The sequence below is a fragment of the Sporosarcina contaminans genome (genome assembly GCF_042679045.1).
GTDB lineage: Bacteria > Bacillota > Bacilli > Bacillales_A > Planococcaceae > Sporosarcina > Sporosarcina contaminans.
Genome location: NZ_JBHTLT010000135.1, coordinates 1 through 26,130, shown reverse-complemented (window position 1 = coordinate 26,130; position 26,130 = coordinate 1). Strand labels below are relative to the sequence as shown.

General features: G+C 39.4%; 26 protein-coding genes and 1 pseudogene. 7 read left to right on the top strand and 20 right to left on the bottom strand.

Going from position 1 to position 26,130, the window contains the following annotated elements:
* Positions 1-38: 38 nt before the first annotated feature.
* The gene (locus tag ACFQ38_RS18805; RefSeq protein WP_381482826.1) at positions 39-998 is read left to right on the top strand and encodes a TIGR01212 family radical SAM protein; all 960 of its coding nucleotides are present in this window, start codon (positions 39-41) and stop codon (positions 996-998) included.
* Entirely contained in the window at positions 995-1,603 is a 609-nt protein-coding gene (locus ACFQ38_RS18800) for a tRNA (mnm(5)s(2)U34)-methyltransferase (RefSeq protein ID WP_381482824.1), read from the top strand. The genes ACFQ38_RS18805 and ACFQ38_RS18800 overlap by 4 nt, the downstream gene beginning before the upstream one ends.
* Before the next feature lie 38 nt (positions 1,604-1,641).
* Here ACFQ38_RS18800 and ACFQ38_RS18795 read toward each other — a convergent pair whose 3' ends face one another.
* The 9 genes from ACFQ38_RS18795 to ACFQ38_RS18755 all read right to left on the bottom strand — a co-directional run bounded on the left by ACFQ38_RS18795 (position 1,642) and on the right by ACFQ38_RS18755 (position 13,135).
* Positions 1,642-2,364 (bottom strand): SDR family NAD(P)-dependent oxidoreductase, encoded by a 723-nt coding sequence (locus ACFQ38_RS18795; RefSeq protein WP_381482822.1) that lies wholly within the window; start codon positions 2,362-2,364, stop codon positions 1,642-1,644.
* 5 nt (positions 2,365-2,369) lie between these two features.
* Complete coding sequence (locus ACFQ38_RS18790; protein WP_381482820.1) at positions 2,370-2,918, bottom strand: DUF4825 domain-containing protein; 549 nt, start codon at positions 2,916-2,918, stop codon at positions 2,370-2,372.
* Positions 2,919-3,035: 117 nt separating this feature from the next.
* Positions 3,036-3,614, bottom strand: coding sequence for a 3D domain-containing protein (locus ACFQ38_RS18785; RefSeq protein WP_336824951.1), 579 nt, complete (start codon positions 3,612-3,614; stop codon positions 3,036-3,038).
* Positions 3,615-3,853: 239 nt separating this feature from the next.
* On the bottom strand, positions 3,854-5,203 hold the full coding sequence (gene brnQ, locus ACFQ38_RS18780; protein WP_381482817.1) for a branched-chain amino acid transport system II carrier protein: 1,350 nt from the start codon (positions 5,201-5,203) through the stop codon (positions 3,854-3,856).
* A 377-nt stretch (positions 5,204-5,580) separates the two neighbouring features.
* Positions 5,581-8,658, bottom strand: coding sequence for an AAA family ATPase (locus ACFQ38_RS18775; protein ID WP_381482815.1), 3,078 nt, complete (start codon positions 8,656-8,658; stop codon positions 5,581-5,583).
* A gap of 2 nt (positions 8,659-8,660) precedes the next feature.
* Positions 8,661-9,806 (bottom strand): exonuclease SbcCD subunit D, encoded by a 1,146-nt coding sequence (locus tag ACFQ38_RS18770; protein ID WP_336825314.1) that lies wholly within the window; start codon positions 9,804-9,806, stop codon positions 8,661-8,663.
* Positions 9,807-10,556: 750 nt separating this feature from the next.
* On the bottom strand, positions 10,557-11,501 hold the full coding sequence (locus ACFQ38_RS18765) for a metal ABC transporter solute-binding protein, Zn/Mn family (RefSeq protein WP_336825312.1): 945 nt from the start codon (positions 11,499-11,501) through the stop codon (positions 10,557-10,559).
* A gap of 30 nt (positions 11,502-11,531) precedes the next feature.
* Positions 11,532-12,395 carry a metal ABC transporter permease gene (locus ACFQ38_RS18760; protein ID WP_336825310.1) on the bottom strand — a complete coding sequence of 288 codons (864 nt, stop codon included), beginning with the start codon at positions 12,393-12,395 and terminating at the stop codon, positions 11,532-11,534.
* On the bottom strand, positions 12,392-13,135 hold the full coding sequence (locus ACFQ38_RS18755; protein ID WP_381482811.1) for a metal ABC transporter ATP-binding protein: 744 nt from the start codon (positions 13,133-13,135) through the stop codon (positions 12,392-12,394). The genes ACFQ38_RS18760 and ACFQ38_RS18755 overlap by 4 nt, the downstream gene beginning before the upstream one ends.
* Before the next feature lie 349 nt (positions 13,136-13,484).
* Here ACFQ38_RS18755 and ACFQ38_RS18750 point away from each other — a divergent pair, with 349 nt between their 5' ends.
* The gene (locus tag ACFQ38_RS18750) at positions 13,485-14,099 is read left to right on the top strand and encodes a DUF3298 and DUF4163 domain-containing protein (RefSeq protein ID WP_381482809.1); all 615 of its coding nucleotides are present in this window, start codon (positions 13,485-13,487) and stop codon (positions 14,097-14,099) included.
* A 49-nt stretch (positions 14,100-14,148) separates the two neighbouring features.
* Here ACFQ38_RS18750 and ACFQ38_RS18745 read toward each other — a convergent pair whose 3' ends face one another.
* Positions 14,149-14,823 (bottom strand): SOS response-associated peptidase, encoded by a 675-nt coding sequence (locus tag ACFQ38_RS18745; RefSeq protein WP_381482807.1) that lies wholly within the window; start codon positions 14,821-14,823, stop codon positions 14,149-14,151.
* A 94-nt stretch (positions 14,824-14,917) separates the two neighbouring features.
* On the opposite strand from ACFQ38_RS18745, the pseudogene ACFQ38_RS18740 reads away from it, so the two are divergent.
* Together ACFQ38_RS18740 and ACFQ38_RS18735 are read left to right on the top strand one after the other, a co-directional pair.
* Positions 14,918-15,613, top strand: a pseudogene (locus ACFQ38_RS18740) (metallophosphoesterase family protein); the annotation flags it as partial.
* Between the two features lie 36 nt (positions 15,614-15,649).
* A complete protein-coding gene (locus ACFQ38_RS18735) occupies positions 15,650-16,072 on the top strand; it encodes a protein-tyrosine phosphatase family protein (protein ID WP_336825321.1) in 423 nt (140 codons plus the stop codon).
* Positions 16,073-16,274: 202 nt separating this feature from the next.
* Here the strand turns inward: ACFQ38_RS18735 and ACFQ38_RS18730 are convergent, their stop codons facing one another.
* The 3 genes from ACFQ38_RS18730 to ACFQ38_RS18720 all read right to left on the bottom strand — a co-directional run bounded on the left by ACFQ38_RS18730 (position 16,275) and on the right by ACFQ38_RS18720 (position 19,479).
* Positions 16,275-17,444 carry an MFS transporter gene (locus ACFQ38_RS18730; RefSeq protein WP_381482805.1) on the bottom strand — a complete coding sequence of 390 codons (1,170 nt, stop codon included), beginning with the start codon at positions 17,442-17,444 and terminating at the stop codon, positions 16,275-16,277.
* Positions 17,434-17,856: a MarR family winged helix-turn-helix transcriptional regulator gene (locus ACFQ38_RS18725; protein ID WP_381482803.1), complete on the bottom strand. Its 423-nt coding sequence runs from the start codon at positions 17,854-17,856 to the stop codon at positions 17,434-17,436. Before ACFQ38_RS18725 ends, ACFQ38_RS18730 begins: the two co-directional genes overlap by 11 nt.
* 399 nt (positions 17,857-18,255) lie before the next feature.
* Positions 18,256-19,479, bottom strand: coding sequence for an MFS transporter (locus tag ACFQ38_RS18720; protein ID WP_336825660.1), 1,224 nt, complete (start codon positions 19,477-19,479; stop codon positions 18,256-18,258).
* 128 nt (positions 19,480-19,607) lie between these two features.
* Here ACFQ38_RS18720 and ACFQ38_RS18715 point away from each other — a divergent pair, with 128 nt between their 5' ends.
* Both ACFQ38_RS18715 and ACFQ38_RS18710 read left to right on the top strand, forming a co-directional pair.
* Positions 19,608-19,997, top strand: coding sequence for a hypothetical protein (locus ACFQ38_RS18715; protein ID WP_381482800.1), 390 nt, complete (start codon positions 19,608-19,610; stop codon positions 19,995-19,997).
* A 216-nt stretch (positions 19,998-20,213) separates the two neighbouring features.
* Positions 20,214-20,447, top strand: coding sequence for a YkuS family protein (locus ACFQ38_RS18710; protein WP_336825656.1), 234 nt, complete (start codon positions 20,214-20,216; stop codon positions 20,445-20,447).
* 259 nt (positions 20,448-20,706) lie between these two features.
* Here the strand turns inward: ACFQ38_RS18710 and ACFQ38_RS18705 are convergent, their stop codons facing one another.
* From ACFQ38_RS18705 to ACFQ38_RS18675, 7 genes are all read right to left on the bottom strand, one after another.
* Complete coding sequence (locus tag ACFQ38_RS18705) at positions 20,707-21,924, bottom strand: dicarboxylate/amino acid:cation symporter (protein WP_381482797.1); 1,218 nt, start codon at positions 21,922-21,924, stop codon at positions 20,707-20,709.
* 169 nt (positions 21,925-22,093) lie between these two features.
* On the bottom strand, positions 22,094-22,399 hold the full coding sequence (locus ACFQ38_RS18700; RefSeq protein ID WP_336825587.1) for a DUF4870 domain-containing protein: 306 nt from the start codon (positions 22,397-22,399) through the stop codon (positions 22,094-22,096).
* 111 nt (positions 22,400-22,510) lie between these two features.
* A complete protein-coding gene (gene nagZ, locus ACFQ38_RS18695; RefSeq protein ID WP_381482795.1) occupies positions 22,511-23,755 on the bottom strand; it encodes a beta-N-acetylhexosaminidase in 1,245 nt (414 codons plus the stop codon).
* Positions 23,756-23,773: 18 nt separating this feature from the next.
* Entirely contained in the window at positions 23,774-24,160 is a 387-nt protein-coding gene (locus tag ACFQ38_RS18690) for a DnaJ family domain-containing protein (RefSeq protein ID WP_336825591.1), read from the bottom strand.
* An 18-nt stretch (positions 24,161-24,178) separates the two neighbouring features.
* A complete protein-coding gene (locus ACFQ38_RS18685) occupies positions 24,179-24,412 on the bottom strand; it encodes a hypothetical protein (protein WP_336825593.1) in 234 nt (77 codons plus the stop codon).
* 237 nt (positions 24,413-24,649) lie between these two features.
* Positions 24,650-25,132, bottom strand: coding sequence for a PaaI family thioesterase (locus tag ACFQ38_RS18680; RefSeq protein ID WP_336825595.1), 483 nt, complete (start codon positions 25,130-25,132; stop codon positions 24,650-24,652).
* Positions 25,133-25,171: 39 nt separating this feature from the next.
* The gene (locus ACFQ38_RS18675; RefSeq protein WP_381482791.1) at positions 25,172-25,885 is read right to left on the bottom strand and encodes an AAA family ATPase; all 714 of its coding nucleotides are present in this window, start codon (positions 25,883-25,885) and stop codon (positions 25,172-25,174) included.
* Positions 25,886-26,130: the final 245 nt, after the last annotated feature.

The following is a 26,130-nucleotide window of genomic DNA, read 5'->3' as shown; positions in this document are numbered from 1 at the left end:
GGAACATGTACAATCCTTTGTTAGAGGAGTTGAACAATGTGGATGTAAATAAATACCCGTTTCCTACTGAAGGGAAACGATATCATACATGGTCACGCCATTTAAAAGACCATTTCGGCTTTAAAGTGTTCAAGGTGGCATTAGATGCCGGTTTTGATTGCCCGAATCGGGATGGCACAGTAGCGTATGGCGGCTGTACATTTTGCAGTGCTGCTGGCTCAGGAGATTTTGCTGGGAATCGCGTAGATCCAATAGAAGTTCAATTTGCAAATATCCGTGACCGAATGCACCAAAAATGGAAAGACGGCAAATATATGGCGTATTTCCAAGCATATACGAACACGCATGCTCCGCTTCCTATTTTAAAAGAGAAATTTGAAACTGCCCTTTCGCAGGAAGGAGTAGTCGGCTTGTCCATCGCGACAAGACCCGACTGTTTGCCAGATGACGTCGTAGAATATTTGGCTGAATTACATGAAAGAACCTATCTATGGGTGGAACTAGGCTTGCAAACTGTGCATGAAAAAACAGCCAATCTCATTAACCGTGCTCATGATTATGCAACCTATGTAGAAGGTGTGGAAAAACTTCGCAAACATCATATTCGAGTTTGCACCCATATTATTAACGGTCTTCCACTCGAGAACTACGATATGATGATGGAAACTGCTAAAGAAGTTGCAAAGCTTGACGTCCAAGGAATCAAAATACATCTCCTGCATTTATTGAAAGGCACGCCAATGGTGAAACAATATGAAAAGGGTTTATTGTCATTCTTAGAGATGGACGACTATATTAAATTAGTCGTTGATCAGCTGGAAATCCTTCCGCCAGAAATGATTGTCCATAGAATTACTGGCGATGGACCGATCGACCTGATGATTGGTCCAATGTGGAGTGTTGCAAAATGGGATGTATTGAATGGCATCGACAAGGAGTTACAACGCAGAAATAGTTTTCAAGGGAAATTTTATGAGAAAGTGGTAGAAAACGCATGAGCCATATCCATTTACATCGAGTGCTGCCTTATTCGAAAAGATTAATGAATGCGGTCGTTTTACCAGGCGAAACTGTTATTGACGCAACAGCAGGTAACGGAAATGACACTTATTTTTTAGCGGAATTAGTCGGAGAAAAAGGAAAAGTTTTTGCGTTTGATATACAAGAGTCTGCACTTGCCGCGACTGCTGAACGATTAGGCCCGTTAAACGACCGCGTTTCTTATCATTTGGACAGCCATGCGAACGTAGATCGTTATGTAGAACGACCGATTGGCGGTGCCATGTTCAATCTTGGCTATTTGCCTTATAGCGAAGACAAAACGATCATTACAAAGCCTGATTCTACAATTGAAGCAGTCCATAAAATATTGGGCCTTCTGAAAAAAGGCGGGATCATTACAATTTCTGTCTATGATGGTCATGAAGGTGGCAAAGAAGAAAGTGACGCACTCATTGAATACGTGCAATCTCTTCACCAAGCAGATGTACATGTTATACGTTACGAATTAATGAATTTGCGGAACAACCCACCATTTTTGATCGCAATCGAAAAACTGAGAGATTTTGAGGAGGTTACACGAATAGAACGAACTGAATCATAAAGGAACGGACTCCACTTAATGAGTCCGTTTTTCTCTTCTTACACATTCCGTATATCAGCGATCGGCCCTAACTCTTTAAAATCTTCCCTTTCCAAAAATGAGATCAATTTGCTCGCCGTTTCTTCCGCACTGCTTAATTGTCCTTTTTCCTTATAATCGATGAAACGATCTAATAGGGGGAACGATTGTGCATCGCTTGACCGAATCGTCTCTTGCATATTCGTATCAATAATTCCTGGTGCAATTGAAACGATTTCGACAGGGTTTTCAGCGCTTTCCTGTTCTTTGGCAATAACACGTGAAAAATGATCAAGACCGGCTTTCGTCGTGCAATAGACGCCCCATCCTTCATAAGCATTTCGTCCAGCCCCTGAGGAAATGTTCATTATCCGCTTCTTTCCTTTAAATGAAGTCAATGCCCCAATGAAAGCATTCGATAAAATCATAGGGGCTGTCAAATTGACTGCCATTGCATTTGTAATTTCCTCCGGATTGACACTTCCAACAAGCCCGATCGGATCAACCATTCCGGCATTGTTCACTAAAGTGAATGAAGATGCTTTCCCACCATACATTTCAATGATTTGGTCTATAATACTTGGAAGTTCATCTGTTTTTAAAAGATCTGCCGTTATAAAGCTTTTCTCCCCACTCTGATTCGTCCTTGCAATCCCGATTGGTTTCTTCCCTTTCCCTTGAAGCTGCTTCATCATTTCAAAGCCAATTCCTTTTGAAGCACCTGTAATGATAACAATATCCATCGTGATCATTTCCCTTCTGTAAATGCCTTGTACATTGCCGACTGTTTCTCTCCATTAAACGTTTTTTGTACTTTTTCTTTAAAGTTTTCTGGATCAATCAATGTCTTAAATTCATCATTAAAATAGTCTTCAACAACGTCTCTCCGCACTCGGAAAGTTTCATCATTAAAGCACATTTCTAGCTCTTCCAAGTTGTGAATCAACAAAAAGGCTGCCGTAGAATTATAAATAACGGCCTGCTGTGTTTTCTCTTGTAGTTCATGAGCTGATGCATCGTAATGAACAATGAGCAATAAATGGTCCGGATCCATTTCAATCGACTGTTTGTATTCATTCAAAGGCAATGATTGAAATAGTTGGGATGTATTTGACGCGTTCCCCATGTAGTCATTTTCATATTGCAATACTTTTTCGAAGTTGTGTGTTAAAGGATCCTGTTGCATTTTTTCTTCCCCAATTTCCGATTTCGCGGGAATTTCAAAATACGCTATCCAAATATAAAGCGGGATAGCCAAAATGACGATGATACCGATCATTAGCCTTCTTTTATCCATCCAATCCCCCCATTTCTCCTCTCCCACTATACTACCATGCTTCCGTTTTCAGGTCAGTTACGATTCACAAAATAAAGACCAATCTGCTATCCATTTGCAAATTGGTCTTGGATCATTCTATTCAAGTATTTTGATTTTCACTTTTTTTCTTCCCCATTGGTAAGCTTCACTTTTAGTCGGGAAGAACACATCGATCTTATTTCCTTTAATGGAGCTTCCAATATCGCCTGCAATCGCATAGCCATACCCTTCTACATGCACTTTCGTCCCTAAAGGGATGACATCTGGGTCGACCGCAATCACTTTACTATCCGGGTTCCTTTTTAAATTGATGCCTGTCGCAGTTATGCCAGAACATCCATTGCAATTTGCAGTAAAGGCACTTGCCGATACGGTAAACTCCTTCACTACCTTATCTTCATTCGATCTCGACGGTGTTTTTGCAATAGCATTGGATGAACTTGCTGTAGCCGTTTTCGGATTGGCAACTGTCAATTTTTGGTTAGGATGAATGACAGATGTGGATAAGTTGTTCCATTTTTTGAGATCCGGAACAGTCACATTATGCTTCTTCGCAATTTGAAAAAGAGAGTCGCCTTTTTTGACCGTATAAATTGAAGAAGCTGCAAAACTTTCTGTCGTTCCGCCAATCAATAATATTACTGAAAATAGAAGCGTCACAATATATTTTCCCAAGTTTTCTACTCCTTACTTTGTAGTCTAACAATAGACTACCAATCCATTATTACAGCGATGTTACAGTATGTCGTTATTCGTATTACAAAAATTCTTACAATGTTACATAACTGAGGACATTTTGAAATAAACTACACATTTGTCGGGTAGTATAATGAAACCTTTCTATTCATCTGTTTATTATTGTAGTTCATTCCAAATAGAAAAAGCCCTCCTACAAGAGGAAGGCTTTTCTACGGTTAACGTCCAATCAATCTCACAATTACGCCTGTAACAATCATAACGACAAGAACAGGAACTAGCCAACCAAGCCCATCACCATATAATGGAAGTACTTGATCGTAAAATGACACGATGGCATTCAGCCAGGCAGGCCATTCCGCCACATCAATTTCAAGCGTGTTATAGAGCGTTGTTATGCCATCTATAATACTTACTAAAAAAGCTGCAACAGTTGCGCTTATGTAAACGATCCTTGAATGATTAAAAAGCGGAGAAGCAAATGTCAACAACATCAGTACAATTGCCAAAGGATACAGGAACATCAATACCGGTATTGAAAATGTAATGATATTCGCCAATCCAAAGTTAGCAACGATAAAACATAATGACGAGAATAGAACAACAAACATTTTATAACTAATTTTCGGAATAATCGTTTGGAAATACTCCGCACATGCTGTAATAAGTCCAATACTCGTTGTTAAACAAGCTAATATGATGACAATTGTTAACAATATCGTTCCAGTAGTCCCAAAATAATATGCTGACGTTTCACTTAATACAGGTCCTCCAGTATCAAATATGCCAAATTTCTCTGTTGTTGTTGCGCCTAAATAAGCAATTCCTGCATAGATGATTGCTAACAAAAACGCTGCAATAAATCCAGTTTTTGCCGTTGCCGATATAATTTTCTTTCTATCTGTAATTCCTTTCGATCGGAGAACATTGATAACAATGATTCCGAAAACGAGGGATGCTAACGTATCCATCGTGCCATAGCCTTCCACAAACCCTTTAAAGAATGGACTTTCATTGTAAACACCAACAGGATTTTGGATAACCCCAATCGGTTTAGCGAACGTAAATCCTATTAGGATCACAAGAAGTATTACGATGGTAGGTGCCATAATTTTACCGATGCGATCAACAATTTTAGCAGGATTCAATGAAAAGTAGAGAGAGATTCCAAAGAATAGCAATGTGAACAAAAGTAAGAATAACTGCACTTGTCCAGCGGGTACAAAAGGAGATACGGCGATTTCATACGCTACTGCCCCTGTACGCGGTCCCGCAAAAAATGGGCCGATCGTTAAGTAAAGCAGCGAAGTAAATACGATTCCATAAATCGGATGAATACGGCTGGATAGCTCTTGCAAGTTCCTGCTACCCGAGAAGCCCATCGCTAATATTCCTAAGAACGGCAATCCGATCCCGGTAACTAAGAAACCAAAAGTTGCAATCCATAAGTTTGTTCCTGCATTTTGACCTAATTGGGCTGGAAAAATCAAGTTCCCCGCACCGAAAAACAGAGCAAACAACATAGAACCAATTACAAGAAAAGATGAAAAAGACAGTCTATTTTGCATGGTTGTCCTCCTAAAATCTGTAAAATAGACAGATGTTTTAATATGATTCAAATATAAATCATTGTTTTTCATATTACGTATTATTATCCAAAAATGCAATTGTTTCTACAAAATTATTTAGCATTAAATTTATTTCATAGAAATTTGCTGGCGAAATAATCGCTAAGACTGTAGACAAACTTTAGGTACTTCGGTTTCTATTACACTGGAAATATTATTCCCAATAAAACATTTCCGCTTCGGATGGACACGCTCTTACTATGGCAAACTACAGCCCATTTTTATTAAATAGCTAATCGAAAAACAAAAGGTTTGAAGATCAAATCGATTTCCAAACCTTTTGCCTGCATTCTAATCTATCGATATGCCAGTCATTATTATTTGATAATAAATCGAGTCGTACTATGCCCTTCCCTTGATTTTTCTACTTGCAAAATAGCAGGCAAGGATGCCTTTAGTTCTTCAACATGAGAGATGATTCCTATTAATCTCCCCGTCTTTTGCAATTCGATTAAGGCATCGATCGCCTTACGCAGTGACTCTTCGTCTAACGTTCCGAAACCTTCATCGATAAACATTGTATCGATCGAAACTGAGCCCTGGAAGCTTTGAATAACATCCGCCATTCCTAAGGCTAAACAGAGAGATGCATTGAATTTTTCGCCGCCTGACAATGTTTTCACATCTCGGTTTTGCCCTGTATAAGCATCATAGACATCGATGCTCAAACCACTTTGCCGGCCGCGCATCTCTTGGCGTCCGCTTCTAACAAATTCATATTGACCGTTCGACAAATGCTTCAGCCGTTCATTTGCCGATTGGATGATCCGTTCTAAATAATCAATTTGAATAAAGCGTTCAAACGATAGTTTCATACGATTTTGTCCTCTTACAACATCGAAAAGGTCGGCAATTTTTCCGACAATCCGTTCCTGATCACCGATATCTTTTGCTGCTTGTTCAATCTTTTCAAGCAAGGAAGAAAGCGCATTTGTACAATCGATCGACCGTTTCCATTCTGAAAGGGCTGCTTCATACCGTTCTTTCATATGAGTAACAGTCAATGACAATTCCGTTAAGTCGATTTTTTCCTTGCCATCCAATTGCTTCTGCAGTTCCTTTATACTTTCTGACACTGTATGCATTTGTTGGTAATGATTTCGGACAAGCTCCTTTAAATTTTGTCGTTCTTCGAAAGGTAGTTTCGCACGATGATAATCAGCTGTAGTCGGGAAATTATGTTCATCTAAAGCTGCCAAAAAACGTTCCTCGGCAATCCGCTTCTTCTCTACACTTTCTTCAAATGCTTTTTTGGTGAATGAAAGAGTTGATTGCGCAACGGAAAATCTTTCTCTCGCCTTTTCACAATCTTTCTGTATGGCAGTCCATGCATTTTCAAGCTCGACTTTCCGCTTCTCTACCTGTAAAATTTTTTCTTCCAATGCCATTAAGTTTCGCATCTCTTCCGGAATGGAATCCATTGATTGATTGAAAAGTGCATATTCCGTTTTATAATATGTTCTTTCTTCATTTAACATTTTCTGTAGCTTATCTAATTTTTCCACGAGGCCATCAAGCGTATCTTGAATTCGTTTGCGCTCTTTTCTTTTATTGGATAACATTTCACGTTTCTCTCGCAAAGCTGCAATTTCCTTTTCCAAGCTTTCCCTTTGTAAATGCAATGATTCCCTGTCCGCTCGTATATCAAGTGCTTGTGCTTCATTCTTTTTTTCTAAGAGCTGTGACTGACAACTTTCAAGTGCGACCGAAGCTTCTCGTAAATTATGCTCCGCTGTTACTAATCGTTGTTTTATTTCTTCCAATTGCTGTTGAGAAACTGCTCGTTCGCTAATTTCATGTGCCTTCATCGGATGATGTTCACTGCCGCAAACGGGACACGCATCCCCATCATGTAATGTTTCTGCAATTCGTGCTGCTACATCTTCCATCCATGCACTATGCAATTGGTCCGATTCTTTTTTAATCGCTTCATAATGAGCATTTTTCTCATCAGCTGCTGCTTTTAAGTGCTCCGCTTTTTGACTGAGTAGATGAATCGCATCCATCGTCTTACACTGTTCACGTACTATATTGGATTTCTCGACGATTTCATCAAAAGACAGCAAATCATTTTCCAGACGATCAATTAGTTCTTCTAATCGACTTTGCTTATTTTTTTCTTCTCCGACCATTTTTTCTGTTAACTCTACTTCTGTCGCAATCGATTTTCCTTTTGCTTTAATTTGCAATAGCAATTTTTTCTTCTCTTCCAAACTGCGCACAGCCGGCAAATGATCACGCAATCTAAGTAACTGTTCAGAAAGCTCATTCCTCTCAGCGCTTTTCCCTTCTTCCTCCTGATACCGCTTTTCAAAAGAGGATAAGGAGATTGCTGCTTGTTCCTCTTCCTTTTTGGCAACTGCATATTCTTTCAATTTTAGATCGGATTCTTCCGCCGCGCGAATGGACTGCTGCTCAATCTCTTGTATGTATGAAGCCCGCTCTGCTTCCTCAAATCGCATTTCGCTTTTCTTCACTTCAGGCAACTGATTCGTCATATCCTGCAAAACCTTTTCTCGATTGTGCAGCTGATCAAATTGCTCATTGATCATTTTCGCAGTATGAAGCTTAGCAAATAATGCTTCATGCTGCTTATAAGTTTCTTCATAACGTTCCTTGTCGCTCGAACTTTTCTTATCATAAAATAAGATTTCTTCTTTTAATCCTTCCATCACTTGCCGTGAATTATAATGCTCATTGGCCAGCACTGAAAAAATTGTAGAGTCTCTTTCAGGAACAGCCGTATGAATTTGTTGTATGAACCCCTCAATTGCATGGTTTGCTTTAATTAATCGTTGTTGAGCCTCATCCTTCTTCGTTTTTAGTCGCTCAACAATTTGTTGATAAGGCTCGGTTTTAAAGATTTTCCGCATAATCGTTTCTTTGTTTTCTGTATCAGATGTTAAAAACTTGCGAAATTCACCTTGAGGTAACATGACGATTTGACTGAACTGTGATTGTGTGAAACCGACTAACGTTTCAATTTTCTTGTTGATTTCCGTTACAATTTGCCGATCAACTGCAGGCACTTCTCCGTTGTCTGTCAGCTCAAAAAGTTCGCATCTTGCCAATGTCTCTGTCTTATTTCCGGCTTTCGTATATGGAATTTGACGCATGATCCTAAATTTCCGCCCATGCAATTCAAATAACAGTTCCACTGACGTTTGTACTGAATCATCAGCAAAATCGCTTCGCATTGCTCTGATTTCTGTCCGGTCCTCTCCGCTCGCCTGTCCATAAAGCGCAAAGCAAATACCATCAAAAATCGTCGTCTTTCCCGCTCCTGTCGGCCCAGATACGACGAACAACCGATGCCCTTTTAGCTCATCGAAACGGATCACTTCAGTATTCTTATACGGACCAAATGCGGTCATCGTCAATTGGATCGGTTTCATGACTACTCTTCCCCCCTCATTACTTCATGGAGCACTTCTGCAAATAGCTTGTCCGTTTCATCATCCGGTTCCATTTCTTTCATTTGGTTATAAAACATGCGAAAGAGTGTCATTTCATCCGGTTTTTCTTGGCTATACACTTTCCGATTCTCAGTCGTAGCTACTACTGGCAAGGCTCGCTCAATATGCATCGCATTCGGATAGACGGATTTCACTTTTTCCATAGGATTCAAAATTGGCGTATCATCCAATAGTTTTATAAATACATAATCCTCATTAATCGAATGCGAAAGAATTTCATCGATTGTTCCGATGACTGAGCGCATATCATGCAATGGCGTTAACGTTCTTTTCTCCACTGCAACCTGCCCCTCTTTATCGATATCAACAATATAAAAACCTTTCTGATGCCGTTCTTCTGAGATCGAATATTTCATCGGAGAACCTGCATAGCGAATCGTTTCATTTCCAACATAATGCGCTTGATGCAAATGCCCTAAAGCTGTGTAATGGAAACCTTCAAATAGCTGCGCAGATACATATTCCGCTCCTCCGATCGATAAAGGCCGTTCCGAGTCGCTCGTGTTTTCTTTTTCTTCGCCATTTGTCGTAACAAATGCATGTCCAACAAATACGTGACGTGCGTGACGATCCTTTGTTCTTTCAATCTCTTCAATGATTTTTTTCATTGCATGATGATGGTCTGCAATGCTGTCATCTCTCATAACATATCGGACGACAGAAGGATCCGCATACGGAATTAAATGAAAATGGACTTCGCCATGTTCGTCTTCCAATATGACAGGCTCCAACTCTTTTGATAGCTGACCAACTATGTAGAAACCATTAGTCTGCATAAGTCTGCTGCCAAATTGCAAACGACTTGGACTGTCATGATTGCCTGCGACTGCGATGACAGGCGTTTTTAGTTCGTTAACAATTTTCCACAGCACTTCATCCAATAACGCAACCGCCTCTGTCGGAGGCACAGCACGGTCAAACAAATCTCCAGCAATAATGACCGCATCGGGTTTTTCCTGTTCAATTGCGTCCATAAATTGCTCTAATACATGCCGCTGTCCATCCGTCATATAGACGCCCAACACAATTTTTCCTAAATGCCAGTCCGCCGTATGAAAAAGCTTCACATGCCCCATCCCTTTCCTTTTATTACTTACTTCTATTCTACAAGACAATGATGCGAATTTGCATTCGTATTTTTGCCAATTAACTCTCTGTATGCCCCTCCATGCACATTAACAGTATTTTAATCTCATAATTCCTAAGAAAAGCCGCATAAACCGTTTTAGCAAAGTCAAGTCCTTAATCTTGAGTACTTTCCCTTTTGCCTGTTTTTAGTGAAAACCATTCATAAAACTACTATCGCATTATCCCGCCAAGTAGTTTTCCGTTTCAGTCGGAAGCTTCCGCGAGCATGGCTTGAGCCTCCTCGTCCGCTGCGCTCTCTGTAGTGTCTCAAGGCTCATGCTCCTAACGCTTCGCTTTTACTCGCAGAAAAACATTTGCTATTCCCGCCGGAGTCGCCGACTTATACTCCAATCAACGTTGATCCTTTTGAAGAAACTTGATCAAACGAAGACAAAATTGGGTATGGATTCGCATGAAACACACTAAGCACAACTTTACTTGGAGTAGCGGGCATGATAGCCTTGTTGGAACAAGCCAACCCAATTGGCTGGGTTTCCTGGCTTGGGACTCATGCCCGCAGAGGCTCCATGTGGGTTTACGCACTTATAGAACGTAAGAAAACCACATATAAGCGTCTGCTCATTGCGCATAAATCACTCTAACTATTGCAAAAAATGAACAGGACGCCGGTTTCCGCCGACGTCCTGCTTTGTAGGATTTATATGGATCAATCACAAAAGTGACAAATCTTATTCCGTCAATCCTTCATAAATTTTTTCAATATTATATCTCAAAAATTTCGGATACGTATCTCCTTCGCTACCTGACTTGCCTAATTCATCCGAATAGAGCTCGGCTGCAATCTTGACTTTCGTTTCCTTAGAGACCGTTTCCATTGGCCGTTTGTCAACATTCGTTTCTACGAATAATGCGGGCACATCATGTTCTTTAATGAAATTCACTAAGTTTTTAATTTGATGCGGCGTACCGATTTCTTCCGTATCGATATCCCAAATATACCCTTCCAATAATCCATATCTATCCGCCATATATTGGTAGGCTCGTTCACTCGTTACTAAAATGCGATGCTCTTCAGGTATTTCACCAATTTTTGTTTTGTAAAGCTCATCAATCTCATGTAATTCATCCAATAGCGCCTTAGCATTTTGCTCATAAGTTTCTTTACCATCTGGATCAATTTTTATGAGCGCATCTCTTGCATTCTCCACCATTTTGACGCCAACAAGCGGATCTAAAAACGCATGGGGGTTAATCGCTTCATCTCTACCTTCATTCGTCGTAATATACTTCGGTTCTACACCTTCCATTAATTCGAAGACAGCATTTTCATCTTTATGAACTGTGTCGACCAACTTGAAAAACCAACCTGCTTTTCCGCCTTCCAAATTGAGCCCATTATAAAAAAGCGCATCGGCATCAGTCGCTTTCTTAATATCTTCAGGAAGCGGCTCATACTCATGTGGATCGGTGCCGATTGGAACCATGCTATGGACGTCAACACGCTCTCCTCCAACCTCTTTTAAAATATCATAGAGAATGGAAAAGGTAGCAACGACATGAATGCGATCATCCTTTTCCTTAGAACTATTGCTTTTCTCACGATTGCCGCACGCAGAAAGAGCGATAGCAGCAACAATGGTTAATATCCCGATTTTCATCAACTTACGCAACATACAACAAAACTCCCTTTTCAATTTTTCAAATCATAATGATGCAACATTTTTATTTTTTCTAACTCGCAATGAACGCCATAATATTCCTTGCTTAGGCGAAAAGATAAACGCAATGACGAATAGAACCGTTGTCACTAATACGATAACTGCTCCCGAAGATAGATTGTGCGCAAAACTGAAATATAGCCCGACAACCGCCGAAAAAGCGCCAAATATTGCTGATAATGCAATCATAATCGACAAACGGTTCGTCAGTAAATAAGCAGTGGACGCCGGTGTAATAAGCATCGCTACGACTAATATAACGCCGACCGTCTGCAGTGAGGCAACGGTAACAAGTGTCAAAAGAATCATGAGCACGTAATGAATGAAGCGGTTTGGCAAACCATAGGAGGCAGCTAATGTCGGATCAAATGTAGTCACTAATAATTCCTTGTAAAACATAATGACTATTAGCAACACAATTGCCCCAATCGTCAACGTCATCCACATATCAGATGACCTGACGGAAAGCACATTCCCGAATAGAATACTCGTCAAATCAATGGAGGATTTCGCTTTCGCCATTAATATGATTCCTAAAGCGAAAAACGAACTGAACACGATCCCAATCGAAGAATCACTTTTCACCCGGCTATTTTGTGAAATAAAACCAATTCCTACCGATGTCAATAACCCTGTAAAAACAGCTCCATAAAAATAATTGATCCCCATCATATAAGAAACGGCAATTCCCGGCAAAATTGCGTGTGAAATTGCATCTCCCATGAGCGCCATCCCACGCAAAATGATAAAGCAGCCAATTACTCCACAAATTATGCCAACCATAACAGAAGTGAACAACGCTTTTTGCAAAAATTCATATGTTGCGATATCTGAAATAAAATCGCTCACATCGTCACCCCCAATGTATCCCATAATTGATATTGCGACTGATAGGCCGCTTTCATAATTTCTGGCTTCATAACATTTTTAACTGGTCCCGCCCCGATCAATTCTTTATTAATCAAAATGAGTTCATCAAAATAATCTTCGACTTTCGTCAAATCATGATGTACGACAAACACTGTTTTCCCTTCATCCCTCAGCTCTTTTAATATACCGATAATCAATGCCTCACTCGTCACATCAATCCCAACAAATGGTTCATCTAAAAAAAACATATCTGCTTTTTGAGCTAACGCCCTTGCCAAAAAAACACGTTGCTGCTGACCGCCGGAAAGTTCGCCTATTTGCCGCTTCGCAAGTGCTTCCATTCCGACTTTTTCCAAGCATTCGAGTGCCCATTCCTTATCCGCTTTTCGAGGACGATGGAAAAGTCCAAGCTGCGGATACGTTCCTAACAAAACTGTATTTTGAACAGTAATTGGAAAATCCCAATCAATTGTCGCTCGTTGCGGAACGTAAGCGACCTTTTTGCGCACTTCTTTTATCGACTCCCCTCCAAACGTAACAACACCTTGATCCTTAGGAATTAAACCTAAGACTGCCTTCATCATCGTTGACTTTCCCGCTCCATTTGGACCGATAATCCCAACTAATTTTCCACTTTCGACTTTGAAATTTATATTTTTCAATGCAGTTTTACCATCATAAGAAACGTACAAGTCTTGAACATCTATATTACAGGCCATAATAAGCACCATCCAATCTAGAAATATTTTCTTCTATCGTATGCTATAAAACTTTCCGTTGTACAACTTTTCTAAACATCTATGCATCAATTGTTTCCCTAAGGAAACTTTTAGTGTAAAAAAGTATGTTTCCCGAGGGAAACTTTATTCCATAATAAACGATTGCAATCTAATTGTAAAGAGAAAAATTTATTTATTTGAAAACTCATAGAAGTGCCGCACACCATTGCTTTTGATATTGAAAATGAATCGTTTCCACTCACCTAAGGAGCAGATTTAAATGTCATAGTTCCGCTTATAACATACATATAGTATAAAACTTAGGAAGAGGAGAAAGGATGTTGATCATTTGGACCTTCCTTTAGTCATTGTGCCAAAAAAGCTTCCGAACACATCATCGAGAGTGACTGTATATTATCCAGCAATCATTCAGATGACAGACGCAAAAGTTCAACGGGAATTGAACCATCAAATTATTTCTGCGCTGAACACATTGTTAGTCGACCAAAACTTCTATGACGAAAACCTTGTGGAGCTCATTTCTAATTTCGAAATTAAAAATAACGAAAGAAATATTTTAAGCTTAAACTTAATCACGTACTCTTATACCGGCGGCGCCCACGGTATGACGGTCGTTAAATCATTGACGTTTGATACGACAACAGGAAAGCTTTATTCGCTAAAAGACCTTTTTAAGTCGAACAGTAATTATGTTTCCATCATTTCCGACATCATTAGGAAACGAATTGCGGATTGGAACATCGATCTTTTAGATCCGCCATTCAAAACGATACGAAGCGACCAAGATTTTTATATTGCTGATACGTCGCTCGTCATCTATTTTCAACTATATGAAATCTCTCCTTACGCATCAGGTTTCCCATATTTCCCGATTCCAATTAAAGATTTGCAACATATTATTGAACCGAACAGCCCTCTCGATCGAATGATAGCATTTACATGAAAAGCTGCCTACCAAGTTTCGTACTTTTTTGACTTGGTTGGCAGCTATTTTAGCATATCGGCATAATTAGTGCTTTTTCATTATTTTTTGGAGAGTTCACTTGAGATGAGACGATATAAGCCTCCATCTGTTCCTCGTTAAACGGCTTCAACAAGCTTTGCAATGAATGAATATCATTATTTTTTGGATCCAGCCACATCGCCTCATCTTCTTTGTGCAATATTACAGGCATTCGATCGTGGATCGGTCTCATTAACTCATTCGGCTCCGTCGTAATGGCAGTGCACGTATGGATGATCATACCGGATGGGGCTACATACTTCTCATATAATCCTGCGATCCCAAAAATGCCATCATCTTTCAATTTAATCCGCATCGGGATTTTTTGCCCATCTCTTCTTTGCCACTCATAAAATGAATCTGCTGGCAAAATGCACCGTTTCCTTTTAAATGCGTTGCGAAAAGAAGGCTTTTCTGCAATCGTCTCCGCTCTCGCATTGATCATTTTATAACCTATTTTTTCATCTTTCGCCCAAGGCGGGATGAGGCCCCATCGTAAATAACCAAGCCTATTTTTTTGACCGTCATTAATTACAGCAACAACTTGTTGAGAAGGTGCAATATTATAACTCGGCACGTAGTCTGTTGCTTCAAATGCAGATGCAATTTCAAAACGGTACATTATTTCTTCATAAGGCGCAAATAGAGTAAAACGACCGCACATAAGCTCACCTACTTTTCATAACTGTCTGTTTACTTCACCGTACCACTATTGTAATGTAAAAGTACGACATGCTTCAAGAAAGGATCCTCAAAGTATGGATAAGAAAAGAACTTTAGTTATTAGCGATATTCATGGAGAACCTGTAATGTTTCAACAATTACTGCGTAAAGCGAAGTATGATCCTAACGAAGATCAATTAATCCTATTAGGTGATTACGTGGACCGTGGACCAAATTCTCGCAAGGTGCTTGAAATGGTCATGGAGCTTAAACAGTTAGGGGCACTCGTTTTAAAAGGCAATCACGAAGATATGATGATCAAAGCGCTTACTTCGGATGAAGAAAAACCTTGGAAACATTGGATGCGAAACGGCGGTGCTGAAACACTGAAAAGTTATGGCGTCATCGAAGACACGATTGAATTTCCCGATGATCAGCCATTCCAAAAACCAATATTTCAATCAGAACCGTTAAACGAACATTTACAGTTCATCCAATCACTTGATTGCATTATAGAACAAGATGATATAATCTTCGTACATGCAGGCTTGAATCCTGAAAAAACGATTGAAGAAACCGATCCCCATGAACTTATTTGGATTCGAGAAAAATTTCATAATGGCTATAGCGGAAAAAAGACTGTTATCTTTGGCCATACACCGACAAACTATCTACATAAGGAAGATAATTTCACGGTCTTCTTCGGAAACAATAACATTATAGGAATTGACGGAGGGGCAGTTTATGGAGGTCAATTGAATTGCCTTGAACTACATAGTTTTCATGTTTACCACATTCCTGCAGAAAGAAAAAAGGAGGAGAAAAAATTGTCTGCATATAAAGCATTAATTCCAGAACGAATCTTCTTTGGCGGCATCGATGCAATAGACCAGCTTCTGAAAGAAGAAAAAATCGATGTCATTTATGATTTGCGCGCGGAAGTAAATGGTCCCCTCGCAAGTGAAAAAAGCGTTCATCAGCCATTATTGGATGACGCTGAACAGCAGGATGAGTCTATTAAAGAAGCTGTCAATAAAGTAGTAAAGGCATATAACGAAGGAAAAAACATTTATTTTCATTGCAATACTGGAAGAGGACGAGCAGGCACAGTCGCTACGGCAACTTTATTAGAGCTCCAAAAAGCAACCAGTGTGGATGAAGCCGAACAAATAACGAAAGAAATACGACCGGAAACGAATCTTAAACTATCATTCAAATCTGCTTTAAAAAGGCTCTATGAAAATGAATAACTTTCCAATAAACAAAGCATGCATGAGCGACTACTATCAACCTATAAATGAAAATTTGCTTTAAAGCATGCAGAAAGTCAATCAACGAAGCAGAAACCTATCCATTCGGTGCATCAATAGCTCTAATTTGCATAGAAAAGAGATGAGGATACATTTTCCACATCTCTTTTCACTTCTTGTTCTGCTGTTCTTTGCACTTTCCTTAAGCAGAACGGGATGATTTTTTTAGAGAGAATAAGTATAACGCAATGACGAAGACTACGATCAATGCAGAAAGCAAGTAAACATTCTGATAACCAAAGGAAATTGCAACCATCCCTAACACATAAGAACCAATTGCCATTCCTGTATCAAAAAGCGTAAAAAATGTTGCTGTTGCATAACCGCTTCTCTCCACTGACGTCGATTGTATAGATAGTGTCTGCAAACTCGGCACTAAAGCCCCGTACCCAAGGCCAACAAATGCTCCAGCCAATAAGAAAACAAATCCTGAATCCATAACGGATAAAATGAGCATCCCACATAGGAATAAAATAAAGCCCGGTATTAATATATAGGCGGGACCCTTTTCATCAAATATTTTACCTGTAAATGGGCGTGTTAAAAGCATGACAGCCGCGAACACTAAAAAGAAATAATTCGCCAGCGTCAACAACCCTTTTTCCTGTGCATAAATCGATAAATAAGACAGGATACTTGCATATGAAAATGCAATCATGCTTCCCAAAAAAGCTACGCGCAATGCTTTCTTCTCGAAAAGATCATTGAAAGTGAAGCGTTTGGAAACTGCAGGTGCATTTTCTATTTCAATTCTCGGGATAAGAAGCGCAACTGCTGCACCAAGTAACATTAATACACTCATTACGATGAATAAAACGTCAAAAGAAAACGATTGGATGATGAATAACGAGACGAACGGCCCGACAACGACCGCTAAATTGGTGGACATGACAAAGTATCCTAATCCAGCTCCACGCCGTGTGACCGGTACAAGATCAGCTGCAATCGAACCGGCTGCCGTCGTTACAATACTAAACCATACCCCTTGGATGAACCGCAGCACTAACAATCCTCCAAATGGCGTAATGAAATAATAGCAAATTGTGCAAATCAAATAGAAAAACAGACCGATCCAAAGCATTTTGCGCTTGCCTGCCAAGTCCAACAATTTACCTGTAAATGGTCGGACGACAATCGCCGATAATAAAAACACGCTCATTAATAGGCCAGCCTCTTCATCAGTCCGACTTAATGCATCTTTTGCATATAGTGGAAGGGTAGAAACCAATCCGTAAAACACGGTGAACACAGACAAATTCGTTAGAAATAAACTAATAAAAGGTTTCGTCCAAATTGGTTCTTTATGATTCAAATAGATTTTCCTTTCTTTCGTCCAATTTTCTCAATAAACGGATTAACGCAACTTGCTCTTCATCCGATAAATTGTTCAAATAAAGCTGTTCAAATTCAATGACGGATTTCTTGACCGCCTCCAACTGTTCAAGGCCAAATTCCGTTAATTCCACAACTTTTTCACGCCTGTCTTTTCCTTCCTTCGTACGTAGCCAACATAGTTCCTCCAAGCGATTCACAGTGCGGGTAATTGTAGGCGCTTCAACATTTAAATACTTCCAAATTTGCGTCAATGTCATTTCGCCGTGCAAATCAACACAGTAGATGACGGACCATTGCGACGCAAAAAGCTTATGTATTTTCAAAAACATATTTAATTCCTTACTTAAAAATCTGCTTTTTTGAAACAGCTCATGTATTAAAGGATTCATCATGCTCACCTCTTTTTATTTACCTAAGTAACTAATAGAGTATACGCCTCCAAGAATCGTATGTAAAGAACAAATTTAGTTTGAATCCATCGTATGGTATATTTCTCTCATACAATGCATAAATCTCAAATCTATGCGCATAAATTGCTCCAAACCTGTATAAACTCCACCACCAACGCAAAACGTTGCTATTATAGCGCATAACATCCTTCGAAGAGATAAAATGTACCGCTCCGCTCTCAAGTTTGCTCGCTCAACCACAAAAAAGATGATTTCCCTTAAAAGGAAATCACCTCACAAACTGTTGACAAAGTGTTTCATCACTTTGACTACAGTCTTTTTAAGTTCATAGTTATTGAATAGATGTTGCCGACCATAGCAATAGACGCGGATTTAAAATTAAGATGAAGGTGCATCAGCAGTTATTTTTTGATCTCGAGGCAGAGCCAATCCAACCAAACCAATAAATGGTAGGAACGATGCGATAACCATCGTCGGGTATATACCGATTGTATCCATTAATACACCGATCGCAACTGCTCCGATTGCGCCCATCCCAAAAGCAAGCCCAACTGTCAAACCCGCCATTGTGCCAATTTTACTTGGTACCAATTCCTGCGCATAGATAACTGTCACCGAAAAACTGAGCATGATGAAAAATCCGATTACCGCAAGCAGCACTCCTACCGACCATAAAGGTACGTGCGGGAGCAATAAACATAAAGGCAACGGTACTAACAATGACAGAACGATAACTTTTTTCCTGCCAATCCTATCTGCCATCGGTCCGCCAAAAAATGTTCCCGCAGCGCCTAATGCCATAAAAAGAAAAATATACAGCTGTCCTGTTTCAATTTTTAATCCATAATGATCCATTAAATGAAATATGTAAAAGCTCGTTACATTCGTTACATAAAATGACCTTGCAAAAATAATGACCATCAATAAAATAAGTGCAATTGTAATTTGTTTCTTAGTCAAATCACCGATTGATGATAATAATACTTTTTTACGATTATTTTCCTTCTCCAACTCTAACTGTCGTTTATACCATGCTGATATTTTGGATAAAATGATTATCCCGACAGCGGCTACCACGATGAAAACTGCGGCTCCTTTTTGCCCTAATGGCACTAAAACAAATGCACTTATTAATGGCGCCAATGCTTGTCCAGAGTTTCCTCCAACTTGATAAATCGATTGGGATAATCCTCTTTTTGATCCTGCAGCTAAAAAGGACACCCTTGACCCTTCTGGATGAAAAACCGCAGATCCAAACCCTAAAATTATGACGGCTAATAGGATTAGCCAATAATTTGGCGCAATTGACAAACCTGCCATACCAATAAGCGAAAAAGTCATGCCGATTGGAAGTGCATAAGGCATTGGCTTTCGGTCACTAAAATATCCAACGACTGGTTGTAAAACGGAAGCAACCATGTTCAAAGAAAAAAATATAAAGCCTAATTGTGTAAAGCTGAGGCCCCTCTCCTTCTCCAATACTGGAAACATCGCTGGAATGACCGCCTGCAATGTATCATTCAGCAAATGACATCCTCCAATCGCAAACATGATTGGATACACTGGGTTGTTAAAGCTTTGTGATTTTTTCGTAGTTGCCAAATAGATCCCCACTCTTTTTATTGAAATTTTTTGAATAGAATCAGTATACATCATCTTACTAAAATTTTGTAGGAAATTTCCACCAATTTTATAGAGCTGTTTAGCGCCTCCTTTAGAATGGGTACACTATGTACAAAGAAAGGAAAGGGCTGACAACCAACATGGCGCTTGCCAATCAACTATCTGGGATGTTTCTTGTCCCAGCTTCATTATTATTGGTAACCCTTGAAATCGTCTTGGAATCTTATAGAGTTAGCGCTCCGAAATGGACAGCAAGATTAGCGATCGGAAATTTATTCATTAACATCTCTTGGGCCTTTCTCATCTTCGTCATGTTAATGAACCCGCAATTATTGCAGCCTCATATTGCGCATTTTTTCTCTGAAATTTTTCAGCAATCTCCGGAAGACCTATTAGGACGAGTCGAATGGTTATTCACTATTTTAGGGATCGCAGCGATTATCGTTATGCTGATTGATGCAGTGTCAGGATTTACAAACTTACGTACAGGGAAATGACATGACACGCTTGTTTTACATAAAAGAGAATACATACTGACATTACCATGTAAACCAATAGGACATTTTGCATGCCATGTCAGTATGATTTTTTTCTTCATCAATGTTTTTAAATAAATTGTATAGCACGATATTCACGAATGCTTCCTATGTTTAATAGACTCTCACGAGGGAAACATACGGTATAGAATCATTAAAAATTAGGAGGTTCCACAAATGGCAAAAATAGCTGTAGAACAACCATTTACAGATGTTAAGCAGGCTTTGGAAGAAAAAGGGCATGAAGTGACGATGTTTGAAAGTGACGAAAACGTGAACGGTTATGACATGGGTGTCGTACGTGCACTAAGCGATGTCAATGTGGATCAATTCGATTTTCCAGTGGTCAGCATTGAAGGGGCATCCGTTCAGGATGTTGTAAATGACGTCATAAATAGATTGTCACGATAAAGTAAGCAATTAAAAGGACAGAATCCAGCTTGTTGACAAACGTTCGCATACAGTGTTGGAGCCAGCAGGCAACCGTTGCCACAGGACGTATTGTTCTTAGGTACGTTCTTAGATTGCCTTCCTTGGCAAGCGTCTACAATCGCAAGCTGGGCAAACATCTATTTCATAACTAAAAAACTTAAAAAGACCGTAGACAAAGTGAAAGACTACTTTATCTACAGTCTGGGACAGGATCCAGTAAACGGAATCCTGTCCTTACTTATGTGGAATGTTGTGCACTTTCCTTTTCGGTACCCGCTACTACTACAGCAGCTGAAGCATCTCCTACAATATTTACTGTTGTCCTCATCATATCTAACACTCTATCTATTCCCGCAATTAAAGCAATTCCTTCTAACGGCATATTCACTGAGCTTAAAACCATCGCAAGCATAATCATCCCTGCTCCAGGAACGCCCGCAGTACCAATTGAAGCTAATACCGTTATTAAAACAACTGTCAATAACTGCATGAAGGATAACTCCAAATTATAAAACTGGGCGATAAAGATGACAGCTACCCCTTGATAAATTGCCGTTCCATCCATATTGATCGTTGCGCCAAGCGGCAAAACAAAGCTTGAAATCCTGTTTGGAACACCTAAATTTTCATTCGTATTTTTTATGGTAACTGGCAAAGTTCCTGCACTGCTTGCTGTACTAAATGCAACGAGGGCTGCCGGGGAAATCCCTTTAAAAAATGTAAGCGGATTCATTTTACCGAACGTCTTCACAGCAGTCGAATAAACGACTACGGCATGCAAAATACAAGCGAAATACACCGCAACAATAACTTTAACAAGTGGCAATAAAACAGACAGGCCATATTGTCCGATGACTGGAGCTAATAATCCTAAAATCCCAATTGGTGCAGCCTTCATGACAATTCCAGTAATTTTGTACATCACTTCTGCAAAGCCTTCAAAAAACTGTAAAACAGGCTTCGCCTTTTCGCCTACAAGTGTAATGCCGATGCCAATAAATAACGCAAAGAAAATTACCTGCAAAATATTCCCTGTTGAAAGAGATGTAAAAGGATTGTCAGGAACGATATTCAACAATGTTGTGATCACGCCTTGCTGTTCCTGAGTCACTACCTCCGGTGCAACTAATCCTTCCGATGAAACATCTACCCCTTTCCCTGGAGAAAAAGCAAAAGCTACAATGAGGCCAATAATAATCGCAATTGCAGTTGTCACTAAATAATATACGATTGTTTTTGCTCCGATCCTGCCTAACTGTTTCGGATCGGAACTGCTCGCTACACCAACAACTAAGCTTGATAAAATGAGCGGAGCAATTATGAATTTGATGAGCCGAAGGAACAGATCACCGAAAGGCTTCAAAAAATCAATCGAACTTCCAAAAATACTACCTAAAATAATAGCCAATACAAATGCAATAAAAATTTGAGTGACAAGATTAAACTTTAACTTCATTTTCCTCCCCTTTCCCGAAATTTCGAAATACTATTTATACTATAGTATACATTAGTTTAGGCGAACATGACTATAGAATGGTAGATTTACTCCAAAAGGATGTTTGTAAACTAAAAAGTCCATAGAAAAAGCACGGGGAGACCCCATGCTTTTTTTACGTATGCAACAATCAAATCCATCTTCCAACAATCGGATAATAGTATGTTTCCCCTTGCAATGATTTTACAATCCCGATAATTGGAATAATGATGGTCATGAGCCCAAAAATAATAACCATTGGGATACCAATTAAGAAAATGATTAGAATGATCGAGATGAAAATGAGTACACCCATCACTAATTGGAACAATAGCGCTTGAATGGATAGTCTTTTCACTTCCGCATCATCGACGACAAGATAAAGAATGAAAGGAACTAAAAAGGGTGCGAAAAATGCACTTGCATGCACTAATACTTTCAATCCGGTATTTTCCATATGAAAACCTCCTCCGTTTTTCTTTGTATACTATTTACGTGTGAAACAATAGGAAGTTTCAAATTTTAGACACACAATATATTTTTTTAGTGTAGTAAATCAATAAACTATTCAATAATGCCTCATAAATTCTTCGTACAGTTCGTTAACCTTCTTCACATCAAATGCGGTTTGCATTTCTTCATCTTTTATATATTTATATTTCAACGATAATATTCGTTCTACACTTTCATTCAATCGCGCCTCAGAGATTTCTCCACTCTCAATAGCGCCTAATAATTTCGAAATCGATAATAGCTGCTCTTCAAAATCACCTGCGATCAGCAACACATCACTGCCCGCCTTAAAGGATTGCACAGCAGCATCCGAAATTGCATAGTCATTTGAAATGGCGCTCATTGTCAGGTCATCCGTTATAATGACGCCATCAAACCCCATTTCAGTGCGAAGCAGATCCGACATAATCCGATCAGATAGTGAAGCGACGCGCTTATCATCAAGATCTGAGTAAAGCACATGTGATACCATTACCGCTTCTGCTCCATCGTCAATCGCCTGTTGAAAAGGGTATAGTTCCATCCTTTTCAATTCTTCCATTTCCTTCTTCACGACTGGCATTGCATCATGTGAATCAACAATCGTATCACCATGCCCCGGGAAATGCTTGACGACAGGTATCATGTCGCCATCCATCATTCCGTGCATCGTAGAAATCCCCAATTTCGCCACTTTTGCTGGATCACTTCCGTAAGAACGGTCACCGATAACCGTGTTTTTCGGATTGCTGAATACGTCCAATACAGGAGCAAAATTCATATTGTATCCAAATTCATGGAGAACTTCAGATAAATAAATTCCTGCATCGTAATTGGCTTGAGCATCATTGAGCGCCCCGATCGATCTGGCGCTTGGCAGCTTTCCAACCCCATTCGGTAATCTTGAAACGCGCCCTCCTTCTTCATCAACCGATAAAAATAAAGGCACCTTATTCAATTCATTCGCTTTTTTACTTTCATTGAGCAAGTTAACAATGCTTTCAACAGTTGAGATATTTCTACCTAAAAGAATAACACCACCAACATAATGTTCTTTTATTAAAACTTCCAGCTCTGCTGAAAACGATGTTCCTTCAATGCCGGCGATAACAAGCTGTCCAACCTTTTCTTCAGTCGTCATCCGCTCGACCATTTCATCGATTGGCGATATCGTAAATTGGGGAAGTTCAATAACTTGCTGCCTTTCTGCAAAACTTTCCTCTTTCCAATGAACATCATTTTCAGCATGGGAAGATGAACAACCACCTGCTATAAGGAGGGCAATTACGAAAATGAGTGAACCAATCCAATTTCTTTTCATGATACCCTCCCCTTCATATTACATCCAATATCCTTTTGCAACATTAATTGTCCCACGGGAAACGGTTCCTTTCAACATTGGAGGGGGACAATGTTTATTATGCTCTCTGATTTTTTCGTTTAGTTTTTGTATACGACTTTCTACATCTGTATGCGGTTCCACTTCTAATATTTCCGATATGGAAGTCAATTCATCGCGAATCTCATGCTGCAATTTTAACCAATGTGGCTTATAGCCCGCATCTTTGGCAATGCGCTGGAAATGCTGAAAAGTATCGCCTGAAAAATATTCTTTCGGCAAAGGCTTCCCTGCACCTTTTAAATGTTGCATTCCTTGAGTTTCATCATTGCGCTTTAGCATATCGCCTATCAAATCGTTATAGTATGGCTTCTCATCATTTGACATACATTTTCACCCGATTCTTTATACTTTGTACACTTCATTTTTGCCTGATTGATAATCTAATTTCATTTGTTCCAACTCCAATTTCATCTTCTCAGTTTCCATAATAAAGTTTTGCTGTTTTAGTTTTTCTAATTCAATTTCCTCCCTTACCATATCAGCTTTGAATTTCATTATTTTACGCTTATAATCTGTAATAATTGCCGTTATCGGTACACACATGACAATTGCAACAATTCCAAGGACATAACCCATTTTGCTCCTCCTTCACATTTTTCTTTCCGATGAGCTGCACTCCATGCAAAGATAGTGCAACTCACATCGCAATACCAACTTCCCAATTATTTCAAGAATGGCCAGCTATCATCGAAAAAAAACGAACAGCCATAACCCATTTACCAAGTCGCTTCTTTTCGATCGACCTCTTGTATTTCTATATACAAATAATTGAGAAGTAAAGTTACCAATAATTCAAACTTATTAGAAGACAACTTATTTTTTTGTTGCAAAAGTTGATGGCATCACAACTCCAATGACTTGTCCAGTCGCGCAAAGCTTTTCATCCGCAAAAACTTCAACAGCCACTTTCCACTTTTTCGGATGGATTTCTTCTACTGTACCGACAGCTTTCAATAAAGTTCCTATCGGCGTCGGACTTAAATAATCGACATGCAATGAAGCAGTTACAAATCGAGGGACCTCTTCGTCTTCATTTGGTTCGTAGCCATTTTTGCGATGAAGCGCTAAAGCACACGATCCTGTCCCATGGCAATCTATGAGCGATGCAATGACCCCTCCGTAGACAAACCCCGGTATTGCCTTATGCTCTTCTCCCGGCTTAAAGTAAGTAATCGTCTTGTCACCATCCCATCCTGTTCTGAAATGATGGCCATCCCCATTTAATCTTCCGCATCCATAGCACCATGCAAAATCGTCCGGATACTTATCTTGAATTGCGTGCAAAATTTCTCCCATACTTTCCACCTCCAAATACTTTTTACACATTCAATTTTATCACTCTTCCAACAAGTCTTTCAAAAATTTCTCGCGATGGTTCAAAAAGTATTTCGTAATTTGGTAATGATCCGTTTGTTCATAGGCAATTTCGGTAATTTCTCCGTTATCAAAACTATAAATCTTTGCACCATTGTATCCTAATAAAATTGGTGAATGTGTCGCGATGATAAATTGACATTCCTTTTCATTCACCAAATCATGCAGTATGCGCATGAAAGCCAACTGTCTCGCTGGTGATAATGCTGCTTCCGGTTCATCCAAAAGATAAATTCCTTTCCCTTTAAAACGATTTTGGAACAATGAAATAAATGATTCACCGTGTAATTGTTGGTGGAGCGACTTACCGCCATAGTTATGCAATGAAGCTCCAATTTCATCAATATGTGTAGCAAACTGATAAAATGATTCCGCCCTCAAAAAGAATCCATTCGTTACTTTCGGCATCCAGGATAGTCTTAAATATTTCCCTAATGCACTTTCAGCCGCATAGACATCATATGTATTTTGCCTTCCGCCACCAGCAGTATTGAAATCACATCGATCAGCAATTCCTTCAAGCAAAGTTGACTTTCCAGAGCCATTCTCCCCGACAAAAAATGTTACATTGCTTGTCAAATCCAACTGTTTCAATGAACGAATTGATGGAATTGAAAAGGGATAATCTATCCTTTCCACTTCATTTTCTAATACTGTAATCCTTTTTAAAAACAACCGAACCCCTCCTCTCATCAACACCTGCTCATAATAAAGGGAGACAACTTCTCCCGAACAATTAATCTTTCCGTTTTACAAAACATAGCATGAGTACTATTCCATCATAAAGCGCTTGCGTATACTAGACAAACGACATTAAGCCCAGTGGTAATAAGTCAAGGACCAAAATCGAGTGAATTGGAAATTTAATTGTATTAGTTTCTGATATCCATGTTTTTTAGGTATGGCAAATAAACCTCGCA